Annotated in this window: 16 protein-coding genes; 3 read left to right on the top strand and 13 right to left on the bottom strand. The window is 69.9% G+C overall.

Annotated elements, in window-relative coordinates:
* The first annotated feature begins 1 nt into the window (after window position 1).
* Both glcF and ASG30_RS23080 read left to right on the top strand, forming a co-directional pair.
* Window positions 2-1,231, top strand: coding sequence for a glycolate oxidase subunit GlcF (glcF, locus tag ASG30_RS06720; RefSeq protein WP_055894252.1), 1,230 nt, complete (start codon window positions 2-4; stop codon window positions 1,229-1,231).
* Between the two features lie 95 nt (window positions 1,232-1,326).
* The gene (locus tag ASG30_RS23080; RefSeq protein WP_082521935.1) at window positions 1,327-1,854 is read left to right on the top strand and encodes a phasin family protein; all 528 of its coding nucleotides are present in this window, start codon (window positions 1,327-1,329) and stop codon (window positions 1,852-1,854) included.
* A 57-nt stretch (window positions 1,855-1,911) separates the two neighbouring features.
* Here ASG30_RS23080 and ASG30_RS06710 read toward each other — a convergent pair whose 3' ends face one another.
* The 3 genes from ASG30_RS06710 to lplT all read right to left on the bottom strand — a co-directional run bounded on the left by ASG30_RS06710 (window position 1,912) and on the right by lplT (window position 4,797).
* A complete protein-coding gene (locus tag ASG30_RS06710) occupies window positions 1,912-2,397 on the bottom strand; it encodes a glutathione peroxidase (protein ID WP_055894249.1) in 486 nt (161 codons plus the stop codon).
* Window positions 2,394-3,317: a DMT family transporter gene (locus tag ASG30_RS06705; protein WP_055894247.1), complete on the bottom strand. Its 924-nt coding sequence runs from the start codon at window positions 3,315-3,317 to the stop codon at window positions 2,394-2,396. Before ASG30_RS06705 ends, ASG30_RS06710 begins: the two co-directional genes overlap by 4 nt.
* Window positions 3,318-3,513: 196 nt before the next feature.
* Window positions 3,514-4,797, bottom strand: coding sequence for a lysophospholipid transporter LplT (gene lplT, locus ASG30_RS06700; protein WP_055894245.1), 1,284 nt, complete (start codon window positions 4,795-4,797; stop codon window positions 3,514-3,516).
* A 129-nt stretch (window positions 4,798-4,926) separates the two neighbouring features.
* Between lplT and alr the strand changes: the two genes are divergently transcribed.
* Complete coding sequence (gene alr / locus ASG30_RS06695; protein ID WP_055894243.1) at window positions 4,927-6,021, top strand: alanine racemase; 1,095 nt, start codon at window positions 4,927-4,929, stop codon at window positions 6,019-6,021.
* A gap of 122 nt (window positions 6,022-6,143) precedes the next feature.
* Here alr and ASG30_RS06690 read toward each other — a convergent pair whose 3' ends face one another.
* Genes ASG30_RS06690 through hpaE form a run of 10 tightly spaced genes read right to left on the bottom strand, consistent with a single transcriptional unit; the run spans window position 6,144 to window position 14,104 of the window.
* Window positions 6,144-7,049: a DMT family transporter gene (locus ASG30_RS06690; protein ID WP_055894241.1), complete on the bottom strand. Its 906-nt coding sequence runs from the start codon at window positions 7,047-7,049 to the stop codon at window positions 6,144-6,146.
* A gap of 22 nt (window positions 7,050-7,071) precedes the next feature.
* Window positions 7,072-7,503 carry a type II toxin-antitoxin system VapC family toxin gene (locus ASG30_RS06685; RefSeq protein WP_055894239.1) on the bottom strand — a complete coding sequence of 144 codons (432 nt, stop codon included), beginning with the start codon at window positions 7,501-7,503 and terminating at the stop codon, window positions 7,072-7,074.
* Window positions 7,500-7,856 (bottom strand): FitA-like ribbon-helix-helix domain-containing protein, encoded by a 357-nt coding sequence (locus ASG30_RS06680; protein ID WP_055894238.1) that lies wholly within the window; start codon window positions 7,854-7,856, stop codon window positions 7,500-7,502. The genes ASG30_RS06685 and ASG30_RS06680 overlap by 4 nt, the downstream gene beginning before the upstream one ends.
* Window positions 7,857-7,908: 52 nt before the next feature.
* Window positions 7,909-8,883, bottom strand: coding sequence for a 2-dehydropantoate 2-reductase (locus ASG30_RS06675; protein WP_055894236.1), 975 nt, complete (start codon window positions 8,881-8,883; stop codon window positions 7,909-7,911).
* 6 nt (window positions 8,884-8,889) lie between these two features.
* A complete protein-coding gene (locus ASG30_RS06670) occupies window positions 8,890-9,657 on the bottom strand; it encodes a class II aldolase/adducin family protein (RefSeq protein WP_055894235.1) in 768 nt (255 codons plus the stop codon).
* Window positions 9,658-9,681: 24 nt separating this feature from the next.
* Complete coding sequence (locus tag ASG30_RS06665) at window positions 9,682-10,494, bottom strand: aldolase/citrate lyase family protein (protein ID WP_055894234.1); 813 nt, start codon at window positions 10,492-10,494, stop codon at window positions 9,682-9,684.
* 23 nt (window positions 10,495-10,517) lie between these two features.
* Window positions 10,518-11,318: a 2-oxo-hept-4-ene-1,7-dioate hydratase gene (hpaH, locus tag ASG30_RS06660; RefSeq protein ID WP_055894232.1), complete on the bottom strand. Its 801-nt coding sequence runs from the start codon at window positions 11,316-11,318 to the stop codon at window positions 10,518-10,520.
* Between the two features lie 53 nt (window positions 11,319-11,371).
* On the bottom strand, window positions 11,372-11,776 hold the full coding sequence (locus tag ASG30_RS06655; RefSeq protein ID WP_055894230.1) for a 5-carboxymethyl-2-hydroxymuconate Delta-isomerase: 405 nt from the start codon (window positions 11,774-11,776) through the stop codon (window positions 11,372-11,374).
* A 4-nt stretch (window positions 11,777-11,780) separates the two neighbouring features.
* On the bottom strand, window positions 11,781-12,644 hold the full coding sequence (gene hpaD, locus ASG30_RS06650) for a 3,4-dihydroxyphenylacetate 2,3-dioxygenase (protein WP_055894229.1): 864 nt from the start codon (window positions 12,642-12,644) through the stop codon (window positions 11,781-11,783).
* Window positions 12,645-12,646: 2 nt separating this feature from the next.
* On the bottom strand, window positions 12,647-14,104 hold the full coding sequence (gene hpaE / locus ASG30_RS06645; RefSeq protein WP_055894227.1) for a 5-carboxymethyl-2-hydroxymuconate semialdehyde dehydrogenase: 1,458 nt from the start codon (window positions 14,102-14,104) through the stop codon (window positions 12,647-12,649).
* Between the last annotated feature and the right edge of the window lie 7 nt (window positions 14,105-14,111).

Genomic DNA, 14,111 nt, shown 5'->3' with positions numbered 1-14,111 from the left:
CGTGCAGACCCACCTGTCCCCCGAGTTCGCCGGCACGCCCGAGGGCGCCGAGGCCGAAGCCATCCTGCGCAAGTGCGTGCACTGCGGCTTCTGCACCGCCACCTGCCCGACCTACCAGTTGCTGGGCGACGAGCTGGACGGCCCGCGCGGCCGCATCTACCTGATCAAGCAGGTGCTCGAAGGCGAGCAGCCGACCGAAAAGACGCAGTTGCACCTGGACCGGTGCCTCACCTGCCGCAACTGCGAGAGCACCTGCCCGAGCGGAGTGCAGTACGGCCACCTGGTCGACATCGGCCGGCGGATCGTCGAGGGGAAGGTGCCGCGCGGCGCCGGATCGAAGGCGCTGCGGTGGGCGTTGAAGGAAGGCCTGACCTCGCCGGCCTTCGGCCCCGCGATGAAGCTGGGGCAGGCGGTGCGCGGGCTGCTGCCCGGCGCGCTCAAGGCCAAGGTGCCGGCATCGCGACCCGGCGGTGAATGGCCCACGCGGACCCACGCGCGCAAGGTGCTGCTGCTGGAAGGCTGCGTGCAGCCGTCGATGGCGCCCAACATCAACGCCGCCACCGCGCGCGTGCTCGATGCGGCCGGCATTCAGTCCTTGGTGTCGCCTCGGGCCGGTTGCTGCGGCGCGGTGAAGTTCCACCTGAACGACCAGGAGGGCGGGCTCGCCCAGATGCGCCGCAACATCGACGCGTGGTGGCCCCACGTGGAACGCAACGAGGTCGAGGCGCTGGTGATGAACGCTTCCGGCTGCGGCGTCACGGTGCGCGAGTACGGCCACCACCTGAAGCACGACCCGCGGTACGCGCAGAAGGCCGCGCGCATCAGCGAGCTGACGCGCGACCTGAGCGAGCTGCTGCCCGAACTCGTGCCCGCCCTGCAGGCGCGCGTGAAGGCGCCCGCCGGCGTGCTGGCCTACCACCCGCCCTGCACGCTGCAGCACGGGCAGCAATTGCGCGGCGGGGTCGAGACGAATCTGCGCCGCCTCGGGTTCGACGTTCAGGTGGCGCTGAACGAGTCGCACCTGTGCTGCGGCTCCGCGGGCACCTATTCGGTGCTGCAACCGGAGATCGCCACGCAGTTGCGGGACCGCAAGCTCGATCACCTGGGTGCGCTGCAGCCGGCGGCGGTGCTCTCCGCCAACATCGGCTGCATCACTCATTTGCAAAGCGGCACCGCGTTGCCGGTGCGGCATTGGGTGGAGGTGCTGGACGAATCGCTTCGTACCGATTGAGACCACGCAGTCGCGCAAGAAACAGTTCATTGCCCAGCTTGCCCAGGGCGAGAAGGGGCCTAGGCTGCCCCTTCCCCAACCCAAGGAGGCCGCAAATGGCGACTCAGACGAAAAGACCCGGGCAAGGTGCATCGGGCGATGGTGCGGATGCGGGCGCAGCGGTGGCCAGCCTCGGCGCGGCGGCCAGCACGGTGGCCGAGATCCAGCGGCAGCAGCTGGCTGCCGGCGTGGAGGCCCTGAGCATCCTGTTTCGCGCAGGCGAAGCGGTGCACCAGGCGCAGCTGCAGATGGGACAACGCTCGGCGCTGCTCCACAGCCAGGCGGCGGACAACATCCGCAAGGCGGGCAGCCCGATGGAAGTGGCGTCGATCCAGTCGACGCTGGTGATGTACGAGTTCCAGGAGGCCATGCGCTACGGCCAGGAACTGGTGGCTGCGCTCGCCAAGACCGGCGGCGAGATGCTGCGACCCACCCAGGGGCAGCAGGAGGGTGCGGCGGGCAGCTCGCCGGCGGCCAGCATGATGGGCGCGGCGATGACGGCGGCGGGGCCGATGGCCGACGCCTTCCAGCAGATGTTCACGGCACCGATGAGGGCCGCGCAGGCAGCGCAGCAGACGCACTGAGCGAGCCGCCCACCTCCGCGCCCCGCACGGCGCGTGCGGGTGGAGCGTTCGCCGGCCTTACGCCGCGAGGGCCGCTTCGATGTCCTTGGCCAGCGCCGCCGGCGCTTCCTGCGGCGCGTAGCGCTTGACCACGCGGCCGTCCTTGCCCACCAGGAACTTGGTGAAGTTCCACTTGATCCCCGTGCTGCCCAGAAGGCCCGGCTTCTCGGTCGTGAGCCAGCGGTACAGTGGGTCGGCCTGCGGTCCGTTGACGTCGATCTTGGACATCATCGGGAAGTCCACGCCGTAGTTGCGCTGGCAGAACGTCGCGATCTCGTCGTTGCTGCCCGGGTCCTGCGAGCCGAACTGGTTGCACGGGAACCCCAGCACCGCGAGGCCGCGCGAGCCGTAGCGCTGGTGCAGCTCCTGCAGCCCGGCGAACTGCGGTGTGAAGCCGCACGCGCTGGCCGTGTTGACGATCAGCAGCACCTGGCCCTTGAACCGGTCCAGTGGCACGGGCTGGCCATCGATGCCGGTGGCCTCGAAGTCGTAGACGGTGGTCATGGGGCCGATTGTGCGGCGTCCGGCGCGGCATCGCGCGGCGCCGCCCAGGCCGACCACGCGGCCGCCAGGACCACCAGCGCGCCGCCGGTCCACACGCGCGGCGACAGCTCGGCCGCGCCGGCCACCACCGACGTGGCGCTGGCGAACAGCACCTCCGACAGCATCACCAGCGCGGTGGTCTGGGCCGGCAGCCGGGTGGCGCCGAACTGCAGCGCCGCATTGCCCGCCAGGAAGCCCAGGCTGAGCAGCAGCCCGAGCAGCAGGGCGCCGGCGGGCAGGGCGCTCGGAGCAGCGACCGCGCCCTGGGCCATGCCGGCCAGCGCCGCGGCGAGGGCCGCCAGCGCGCCGCCGCTGAACATAGCGCCGATGCGGGTGGCGGCGGGCGCCTTTTGCAGCCGGCGCAGCAGGATGTTGGTGAGCGCGAAGCTGAAGCCGCCCAGCAGCGCCAGCCCGTCGGCCAGGCCCTCGGGCAGCGGCCAGGACGCCTCGGGCGTCTTCAGGATCACCGCCACGCCCACCATCGCCACGGCCAGCCGAAGGAGCGACGCCGCGGTCGGCCGCTCGCCCAGCAGCGGCCAGGCCAGGAGCGTGCTCCACGCCGGCATCAGGTAGAACAGCAGCACGACCCGCACCACGTCGCCCACCGTCACCGCCCAGTTGAAGCCCACGTTGGTGAGGCCCGCGGCCAGCATCAGCAGCACCAGCTGCGGCTGCCCGGCGAACCCGCGCCACGCCTGCGGCCGCCACGCGAGCAGCGCGGCCAGCGAGAAAAAGTAGATGCCCGCCGTGGCCCAGAGCGGATGCAGGCCGTGCGCCTGCAGCTCGCGGAACGGCCACCAGGAGACGCCCCAGACGAAGGCGTTGAAGACCAGGGCCAGCGCGGGGAGCGTGCGGCCTTCAGAAGCTGTGGACGGATTCATCGTGGCCGCGATGGGGTGGTCCGAGGTGCAGGCGTAGGCGCGGGCTGTGGTCCAGGCTGATTGCCTGGACCACAGCCCGCAACGCCCGCATGCACCTTGGAACGCCCCAGCCCGCAGGGCGAGCCCGGCCAGGAGCGTGGCGGAAGCAAAGATACGTGACGGCTCGCGCGGGCGCGAGGAATCCGTTCACAGCTTCTTATCCATGCGACTTGTCCTGCCGCGCGATGTGCAGCAGGTGGTCGAGTTCCTCGCGGTGGTGGACGGTGTTGTAGGCGTGCCAGCGCTGGATCAGCCACATGGCCCCGGCCACGACGATGCCGAACGCCGTGATGGCGCCGAACGCCGACAGGCCCAGGCCGGCCGACAGGCTGTAGAAGGCGCCCAGGCCCAGGATGCAGCTTTGCTCGTTGAAGTTCTGCACGGCGATGGAGCGGCCGGCGCCCATCAGGTTGTGGCCGCGGTGCTGCAGCAGCGCGTTCATCGGCACCACCAGGAAGCCGCCCAGCCCGCCCAGCAGGATCAGGAAGGGCGCGGCCACCCAGACGTTGCTGATGAAATTCATCAGGATCACCAGCAGGCCCATCGCGATGCCCAGCGGCATCACGCTGGTGGCCATGTCCAGCCGCATGCGCATCGACGCGACGATCGCGCCGACCGCCGTGCCCAGGGCCACCACGCCGCTGAGGGACGAAGCCTGGGTGGTGCTGTAGCCCAGGGCCGCGGCGCTCCAGGCCAGGATGATGTAGCGCAGGTTGCCCGACACGCCCCAGAACAGCGTGGTGGTGGCCAGCGAGATCTGCCCCAGCTTGTCGCGCCACAGGCGCGAGTTGCAGGACCAGAAGTCGGGCACCAGCTCCAGCAGGTTCTTGGGCAGCGGACGCATCTCCACGCCGGTGAACGGGATGCGCGTGTTGAACCAGGCGGCGATCGCGTAGATGAAGATCAGCAGGAAGATCGCCGCCTCGGGCGCCGTGTCGATGCCGGTGTCCATGAGCGGGAAGTCCAGCGCCAGCATCCGGCTGGCGATCGCCTGGCCCACCAGCTGGCCGCCCAGCAGGATGCCCAGGATGATGGAAGCGATGGTCAGGCCCTCGATCCAGCCGTTGGCCTTGACCAGCTGGGAGGCCGGCAGGAGCTCGGTGAGGATGCCGTACTTGGCCGGCGAGTAGGCCGCCGCGCCCAGGCCGACGATGGCGTAGGCCAGCAGCGGATGGCTGCCGAACAGCATCATCAGGCAGCCCACGACCTTGATCGCGTTGCTGATGAACATCACGTTGCCCTTCGGCCGGGCGTCCGCGAAGGCCCCCACGAAGGGCGCCAGGATCACATAGAACAGGGCGAACATCGGCACCAGGGCCGCGCGCTGCCATTCGGCGGCGCCCGAGGTCCGCAGCAGCTCCACGGCCGCCACGAACAAGGCGTTGTCCGCCAGCGACGAGAAGAACTGCGCCGCCATGATGGTGTAGAAGCCGCGCTTCATCGGGCCGGCTTTGGTGTTGTCATCGGCGGGCGTGCTGCGTGTGGGTTAACAGCTGTCTCCAAGCGTCGCGGGTTATATCACGCGCAGTAATGACAAAATCTTCGGACCCCTCAGCCGAGCCCAGCCGGAATGCCCCGTCCCATCCAGGCCACCGTCCACACCGAAGCCCTTCGACTCAACCTGGCGCGCATCCGCCGCGCCGCCCCCGATGCCCGGGCGTGGGCCGTGGTCAAGGCCGACGCCTACGGGCACGGCATCGAACGCGCCTACGAAGGCCTGCGCGGCGCCGACGGGTTCGCGCTGCTGGACCTGCAGGAAGCCGAGCGGGTGCGCGCCCTGGGCTGGCGTGGGCCCATCCTGCTGCTCGAAGGCGTGTTCGAGCCGCGAGACCTGGAACTTTGCTCGCGGCTGGGCTTGTGGCACGTGGTGCACTGCACCGAGCAGATCGACTGGCTGGCCGCGCACAAGACGCAGGTGCCGCACCGTGTCTTCCTGAAGATGAACTCGGGCATGAACCGGCTCGGCTTCGCGCCCGCTGCCTTCCGCGCAGCCTGGACGCGGCTGAACGCGCTGCCGCAGGTCGACGAAATTTCGCTGATGACGCATTTCAGCGACGCCGACGGGGAGCGCGGCATCGCGCACCAGGTGCGCGACTTCGCCGAGGCCACGCGCGACCTGCCGGGCGAGCGCTCGCTGGCCAACAGCGCGGCCACCCTTCGCCACGCGCAGGACGCCGGCGTGCGCGGTGACTGGGTGCGCGCCGGCATCGCGGTGTACGGCAGCGCGCCCGACTTTCCCGAGCACGACATCGGCCACTGGGACCTGCAGCCCACGATGACACTGGCGAGCCGCCTGATCGGCGTGCAGCAGCTGCAGCCGGGCCACACGGTCGGCTACGGCTCCACCTTCGTGGCCGACGCGCCGCTGCGCATCGGCGTGGTGGCCTGCGGGTATGCCGACGGCTACCCGCGCCATTGCACGAGCGGAACGCCGGTGCTGGTCGACGGCGTCCGCACCCGCATGGTGGGGCGCGTGAGCATGGACATGCTCACCGTCGACCTGACGTCGCTGCCGCAGGCCCGAATCGGCAGCGCGGTCACGCTGTGGGGGCGCGCGGAGAACGGCGCGGTGCTGCCGATCGACGAGGTGGCGCGGGCGGGCGGGACGCTCGGCTATGAGCTGATGTGCGCGGTGGCGCCGCGGGTGCAGAAGGCGGTGGACTAGCAAGCCCGGCATCGCGTTGATCCCGTCATCCCCGCGGAGGCGGGGATGGAGTGCTTCCCAAGCGGGAGCCGAAGGCGCAAGCCCTGGGTTCCCGCCTCCGCGGGAATGACGACGGGGCGGGGTCAGCGTTTGCGCATCCCCAGCACCATCACGGCGCCCACGACGACGAGCGCGCCCGCCACCTGCACCGGCGCGATCGACTGGCCCAGGACCCCCCACCCCAGCACCAGGGCGAACACCGGCTCCACGTTCATGATCGCGGAGTTGCCCACCACGCCCAGCCGGGGCAGCACCGTGAACATGATGGTGAAAGCGGTGCCGTAGAGGAAGGTGAGCGCCGCCAGCCCACCCCAGCCCGCGGCGGCATCTGGCAGGTGGAAGCCGCCCTGCACGCTCACGGTGGCCAGGGCCACCAGCGCGGCCATGCCCATGGTGGTGGCGGTGCGCACCCGGCCGTCGACGTCGCCGGCCTCGTGCTGGGTGAGCACCAGCGCCAGGCCGAAGGTGCCGGCCGCCGCCAGCGCGAAGGCCACGCCGGCGCCGATGCGGCTCCATTGCCCGGCGGCACCCAGGCCGGAGGTGGCGCCCAGCACGTCCAGCGCCAGCGCCAGGCCGAACAGGATCACCGGCATGGCCAGCAGCATCGCCTTCTCGGGCTTGTGCCGGTAGACGAGCGCCGACCAGATCGCTGTCCAGATCGGGTAGGTGTTGAAGGCCAGCAGCGCCAGCGCCACCGGCAGGCGCGCCACCGCGGAATAGAGGCACAGGCTCTGCACGCCGATCAGGAGGCCGATGACCGGCAGGAAGCGCTTGTGCCGCGCACTGAACCGCACGCGCACGCCCTGGGCCGCGAGGAGGGCCACGATCACCAGCGCCGTGACGGTGCTGCGGAACACCACCGCCGTGGCGACGTCGGCGCCATGGTTGAAGGCGATGCGCGCCGCCACGTGGTTGGCGCCCATCATCAGGGCGATGAGCAGCAGGGTGGCGAAGGCCGCGCCGCTGAGGGCGCGGGCGGGCGCGGTCATGGGCGGTGGGCCGGGCGGCGGATCACAGGCTGGCGAAATGGGCCCGGGCCGCGTCGGCCAGCTTCTCGTCGAAGGTGGCCAGGGGGCAGCGCAGGTCGGCGGCGAGCCAGAGGTAGGCGGCGTCGTAGGCCGAGAGGCGGTACTGCTCCGCCAGGGCCGCGACCGCGGCTTCCTCGATGCGGTGCAGCTCGATGCTCATCTCGGACGCATGGCGCAGCCCGTCGGCCGCGAGTTCGCCCAGGCCGTGGCGCAGCTTCTTGACCGCGACGCTGGTGATCTCGTACGGCAGCAGCGAGGGCGCATGCAGCTCGCGGCCGGCGATCTGGGCATCGGCCGTCGCCTGCCAGGGCTCGCTGAACACGCTGCCGGCGATCACGCTGCAGTCCACCACCAGCGGCGGGCGGACCAGGTACTGCGCCGGCGGCTCGGCGACGTGCAGCCGCGGCGCGCTCAACGGCTGTCCCTGTCCTGCCGGACGATGTCGGCCCCGAGCGGCTGGTCGTGCACGGGCTGCGGGTACTTGCCGCGCAGTTCAGCCACCACCTGCTCCGGCGCCTTCCAGCCCTGGCGCACGATGGGCCAGCCGCGCTTGTCATAGCCCACGATCCGGGGGCGGCCGTGGGCTTGGTCCTCGGCGACGCCGCCTTCCTGCACGGCCAGGCCAGCCGAGGGGGCGGCCGGGCCTGTGACGGCCTGCTCCACGAGCGCCATCAGCTCGCCTTGCAGCGACCGGTGGTGGCGTGCGGCGCGCTGGCGCAGGGCTTCGGCCCAGTGCTCCGGCACGTCCTTGATCGAAAGGGTGGTCATATCTGCTCCAGAACGGAACCTGGTTCCATTCTGGAGCCGTTTGCGCGCTTCGTCAATACAGGCCGTGGACACGCGCGTGCAGCCGGGACAGGCCCAGCAGCACATCGGTGTACGGGGTGGGCACGCCGGTGAGCTGGCCCAGCTCGCGAACCACCGTCACCAGCGCATCGATCTCCACCGGCTTGCCGGCTTCCACGTCCTGCAGCATCGAGGTCTTGAACGCGCCCAGCTTGCGCGTGACCTGGTGCCGGTCCTCGGGCAGCTGGTCGATGGGGATGCCGATGCGGGCGCCGATCTCGCGGGCCTCCAGCATCACGCTGGAGATGAAGCCGAGCACCAGCTCGTCGCGCAGGATGAGGTCGGTGGTGGCGCCCGTGAAGGCGCTCACCGGGTTGACCGTCATGTTGCCCCACAGCTTGTACCAGGCGTCCTTCTGGATCTGCTCGGAAACCACCACCTCGTGGCCGCCCTTCTCCAGCAGCGCCGCCAGGTCCCGCACCCGCGCGCTCTTCTCGCCGGAGGGCTCGCCCAGGATCAGCTTGTTGCCGAAGTGGCGCTGCACGAAGCCCGGCGACTTGAGCGAGCAGCTGGCGTGGACCACGCAGCCGACGATGTGCCGCGGCGGGATGGCGCCGGCGATCACGCCTTCCGGGTCCACCGCCTTGAGCCGCGTGCCGGCCAGGCGGCCGCCGAAGCCCTCGAAGAACCACCAGGGCACGCCGTTCATGGCGGTGAGCACCACGGTGCGGGGGCCCAGCAGCGGGCCGATGGCCAGCGCGACGTCGGCCATGGCCGGCGCCTTCACGGCCACGACCACCAGGTCCTGCTCACCCAGTTCCGCCGGGCTGGCGCTGGCGCGAGCGGCCACCGACGTGGCCTGGCCGTTCTCCTCCAGCCGCAGGCCGTGCTGCTGGATGGCCTCCAGCGTGGCGCCGCGGGCCACCACGCTCAGTTCGCAGCCCGCCTGCGCGAGCTTCACACCGATCCATCCGCCGATCGCGCCGGCGCCGTAGATGCAGACCTTCATGCCGTGTCAGTGCTTGTAGGAGGGATCGATGCGGTCGACGCGCCGCACCAGCGCATCGAACACGTCCTGGCCGGCGCCGAACTTCTGGTCCCACTGGAACGAGTCGGCCACCGTCCGCGCCGCGACCTCCTCGGGCACCGGGAGCGCCGGGCCGAGCGCGGCCTGCGCCACCTGCACCTCGCAGGCGCGCTGCAGCGTCCACAGCCGCACGAAAGCCAGCGGCAGCGTGCGGCCCCAGGACAGCAGGCCGTGGTTGCGCAGGATCACGGCGGGCTTGTCCCCGATGTTCTTCAGCAGGCGAGGGGCCTCGTCCGCGTGGATGGTGATGCCCTCGAAGTCGTGGTACGCCACCAGGCCGTGCAGCTGGGCCGAGTAGAAGTTGTTCTGCGCCAGGCCGGCGGCGGTGCAGGCCACCGCCAGGCCGGCCGTGGTGTGGGTGTGCATCACGCAGTGCGCCTCCGGCAGGCCTTCGTGGATCGCCGAATGCACGGTGAAGCCCGCCGGGTTCACCGGCCAGGGGTTGTCGTCCAGCTTGCGGCCCTGCACGTCGATCTTGAGCAGGTTGCCCGCGGTCACCTCGCTGTAGTGCAGGCCGAAGGGGTTGATCAGGAACTGCTTTTCACCACCCGTCACGCTGTCGGGCAGCCGCACCGTGATGTGGTTGTAGATCATCTCGGTCCAGCCGAGCAGGTCGAAGACGCGGTAGCAGGCGGCCAGCTGCACGCGGGCCTGCCATTCGTCCGGATGCATCGCCGTCGAGGCGGGTTGGAGCATGGCGTTCACGAAAACCTCCCGGGGTCAGTAGGGATTGCCGCCCTGGGCGGCGGGGGCGGTCGTGCCCTTGAATTTCGCAGCCAGCGCGGCGCTGGCCTTGGCCAGCAGGTTGTTGTCCAGGCCGACCGCGACGAACAGCGCGCCCAGCTCCAGGTAGCGGCGCGCCTGCGGTTCGGCCGGGGTCAGGATGCCCGCGGCCTTGCCGGCGCGGTTGATGCGGGCGATGCCGTCCTCGATCGCGGCCTGCACCTCGGGGTGCGCCGCGTTGCCCACATGCCCCATCGAGGCCGACAGGTCCGCCGGGCCGATGAACACGCCGTCCACGCCCTCGACCGCGGCGATCGCGTCCAGGTTGTCCATGGCCTGCTGCGTCTCCGCCTGCACCAGCAGGCACACCTGCCCGTTGGCTTCCGTCGGGTAGTTCGGGTAGCGCCCCCAGCGCGAGGCCCGCGCGCCGCCCATGCCGCGCACGCCCTGCGGCGGGTAGCGCATGCAGCGCACGATCTCGCGGGCCTGCTCGGGCGTGTCCACCAGCGGCACCAGCAGCGTCTGGATGCCCAGGTCCAGGTACTGCTTGATCAGCATCTGGCCCACGTGGCCATGGCCCAGGGGGATGCGCGCGACGGCATGCGTGCCGGGATAGGCGGCGATCGCCTGCGCCTGCTGCAGCACGCTGTTCAGGTCGTTGGGCGCGTGCTCGCCGTCGATCAGCAGCCAGTCGAAGCCGGCGCCGGCGCAGATCTCCGCCGAGTACGCGCTGGCCAGCCCCTGCCACAGGCCGATCTGCGGGCGGCGCTCGGCGAGCGCCTTCTTGAAAGGATTGACGGGCGTCTGCATGGCGGACCTTCCTTTTCGTCTTGTCAGGTGAACTGGAACTCGAAGCGGCCGAGCGGGCCGTAGTCGGCATCGAAGCGGTCGCCCTTCTTCGCCGCCACCGGGCGGGTGAAGGAGCCGGCCAGCACCACCTCGCCGGCCTGCAGGCTCTCGCCCCAGGGCGCGAGCTTCATCGCCAGCCAGGCCACGCCGATGGCGGGATGGCCCTGCACGCCGGCGGCCAGCCCCGTCTCCTCGACCACGCCGTTCTGGCGCAGGATGGCGCCGCACCAGGGCAGGTCGACCTCGCGCGGCTTCACGCGGTGGCCGGCGACCACGATGCCGGCATTGGCCGCGTTGTCGCTGATGGTGTCCTGCACCTTGCGCATCACCTTGGTGTGGCGGTCGAACTGCTCGATGCGCGAATCGATGATCTCGATGGCCGGCGTGACGTAGTCGGTGGCGTCCAGCACGTCGTCGACCGAGATGCGATCGCCTTCCAGCTTGCGCTTGAGCACGAAGGCCAGCTCCACCTCCACGCGCGGCGCGATGAAGTGCTGCGTGGGGATGTCGCCGGGCTCGAAGAACATGTCGTCCAGCAGCGTGCCGTAGTCGGGCTCGTCGATCTGGCTGGACTGCTGCATGGCGCGCGACGTCAGCCCGATCTTGTGGCCGCGCACCTGGCGGCCTTCGGCCAGCTTGAGCTTCATCCAGGCGCGAGAGACCGAATAGCCGTCCTCGATGGTCATGCCCGGGAAGCGCTTGGAGAAGTGTTCCACCTGCACGCGTTTCTTCTCGCTGTCGTGCAGTTCGGCGGCGAGGCGCTGGATCAGGTCCTGTTCAAGCATGGTCTTTCTCTTCTCGTCATGCCCGCCTTCGCGGGCATGACGGGGCTTGGCGTTCATTTGTTGAAATAAGGGTGCAGCGTACTGTGCTTGCCGTCGTACACCTGCCCGGGGCTTTCGTCCACCTGGACCGTGAGTCCGATCAGGCGTTTCTCGAACAGCGGGGCCAGGTGCGTGCGGGCCCGCTCCAGCACCGTGTCCCCGGCCAGCTTCTTCACCGCGTCGCTGCGGCCGGCGCCCATGCGCAGGTTCATGTAGATGAAGGCGTAGTCGCCCTGGCCGTCGGCCACGGCATAGTGCGCCGCCGGGTAGGCGAGCACGCGCGTGCCGCCGGTGGGGAAGACCTGCTTTCCGGCTTCGTCCTTGACCGTCAGCATGCCATCGGCCAGCGTGCGGCAAAGCGCGTCCATGTCGGTCTCGGGCTCGATGTTCGGCGTGTAGAGGATGACCAGGTGCGGCATGGCGTCAGGCGGGCAGGGGCGTGACCGGGAAGATGGCGTTGATCTGCCCCGTGCCGGAGCTGCCGAAGTAGGGCGTGACGATCTCCACCGGCGCCTCGTAGCGGTCCCAGCCCAGCAGGCCCAGCAGCATGGCCGTGTCGTGCATGTCGCCTTCGCCCCAGCACTTGTCGGCGTACATGGGTAGCATGCCCAGGAAAGTCTTCCAGTCGCCGGCCTTCCACAGGTCGACCACGCGCCGGTCGACCTGCTCCAGGAACGGGTCGTACACCTTGTGCATGAACTCGGGGGCGCGGCCGTTGTCGGCGAAGTGGTGCGACAGCGAGCCGCTGGCGAACACCGCCACCGTGCCGTCGTACTGCTCCTCGATGGCGCGCCGCACGGCCAGGCCGAAGCGGCCCGACTCGTGGAGGTCGTGCCAGTCGCACCAGCCGCTGACGCTGATCACCTTGTAGTGCTGGTCGGCGTTCATGTAGCGCATGGGCACCAGCGTGCCGTATTCCAGCTCCAGCGTGGTGTCCGAATGCGCCCGGCTCTTCACGCCCATGGCGTTGGCGGTGTCGGCGATCAGGTGCCCCAGCTTCGGATTGCCGGGGTAGGCGAACGGCATGTTCTTGATGAAGTGCGGCAGCTCGTTGCTGGTGTAGACGCCTTCGAACTTGGGCCCGCAGTTGATGTGGTACTCGCTGTTGACCTGCCAGTGCACATCGAACACCACGATGGTGTCCACGCCCAGCTCGCGGCAGCGGCGGTCGATCTCCTTGTGGCCGTTGATGGCGGCGTCGCGGCAACCGAAGTTCGGGCCCGGGAACTCCGACAGGTACATCGACGGAACGTGCGTGATCTTGGCGGCCAGCGCGAGCTTGCCCATGGTCAGACCCCCCAGTGCGGGATGTGGTGCGAGCCCATTGACACCGCGATGTTCTTGGGCTCCAGGAACACTTCGTAGCTCCAGGTGCCGCCTTCGCGGCCGGTGCCCGAGGCCTTGGTGCCGCCGAAGGGCTGGCGCAGGTCGCGCACGTTCTGGCTGTTGACGAAGCACATGCCGGCCTCGACCTGCGCGGCCACGCGGTGGGCGCGGCCGATGTTCTCGGTCCACACGTAGCTGGAAAGCCCGTACTGGATGTCGTTGGCGATGCGGATCGCGTCGGCCTCGTCCTCGAACGGGATCAGGCAGGCCACCGGGCCGAAGATCTCGTCCTGGGCGATCTTCATGCGGTTGTCCACGTCGGCGAACACGGTGGGCATCACGTAGTTGCCCTTCTTCACCCGGTCGGGCAGCAGCGGCGCATCCAGGCCGCCGCACAGCAGCGTGGCGCCTTCCCTGGGGCCCAGCTCGATGTAGCTGCGCACCTTGGCCAGGTGGGCCTGGGAGATCATGGGCCCGATGATGGTCTTGTCGTCCAGCGGGTCGCCGACGGCGATGCGCCTGGCGCGCTCGACGAACTTCTTGGCGAAGTCGGCGTAGATCGACTTCTGCACCAGGATGCGGCTGCCCGCGGTGCAGCGCTCGCCGTTGTTGGAGAAGATCATGAACACGGCGGCGTCCAGCGCGCGGGCCATGTCGGCGTCCTCGAAGATGACGAAGGGCGACTTGCCGCCCAGCTCCATGCTGAACTTCTTCAGGCCCGCTTCCTTGACGATGCGGTTGCCCGTGGCGGTGGAGCCGGTGAAGGAGATGGCGCGCACGTCCGGGTGCCGCACCAGCGGCTCGCCGGCCTCCTTGCCGTAGCCGTGCACGACGTTCAGCACGCCGGGCGGGATGCCGGCTTCGATCGCCAGCTCGCCCAGGCGGGCGGCCGTCATCGGCGACAGCTCGCTCATCTTCAGCACCGCGGTGTTGCCGAAGGCCAGGCAGGGCGCCACCTTCCAGGTCGCGGTCATAAACGGCACGTTCCACGGCGACACGAGCGCGCAGACGCCCACCGGGTGGAACAGCGTGTAGTTAAGGTGCGTCTCGGTGGGATAGGTGTGGCCGTCCACCCGCACGCACATCTCGGCGAAGTAATAGAAGTTGTCGGCCGCGCGCGGCACCAGCTGCTTGCCGGTCTGCGAGATCACCTGGCCGGTGTCGTTGGTCTCGGTGCGCGAGATCTCGGGGACGTGCGCGGCGATCAGGTCGCCCAGTTTGCGAATGAGCTTGGCGCGCTGCGGCGCCGGCATCGCGGCCCAGGCGGGGAAGGCGGCCTTGGCGGCGGCGACGGCGGCGTTGACCTCCGCTTCGCCGCCGCTGGCGACTTCGGCCAGCACTTCCTGGGTGGCCGGGTTGACGGTCTCGAAGTAGTCGCGGCCAGCGACATGCTTGCCGTCGATCAGGTGGTCGATCTTCATTCGGGTC

It is taken from the genome of Ramlibacter sp. Leaf400, from assembly GCF_001424545.1.
Taxonomy (GTDB): Bacteria; Pseudomonadota; Gammaproteobacteria; order Burkholderiales; family Burkholderiaceae_C; genus Ramlibacter.
Note: the sequence above shows the minus strand (reverse complement) of the source record. Positions and strands in the feature narration are given on the sequence as shown.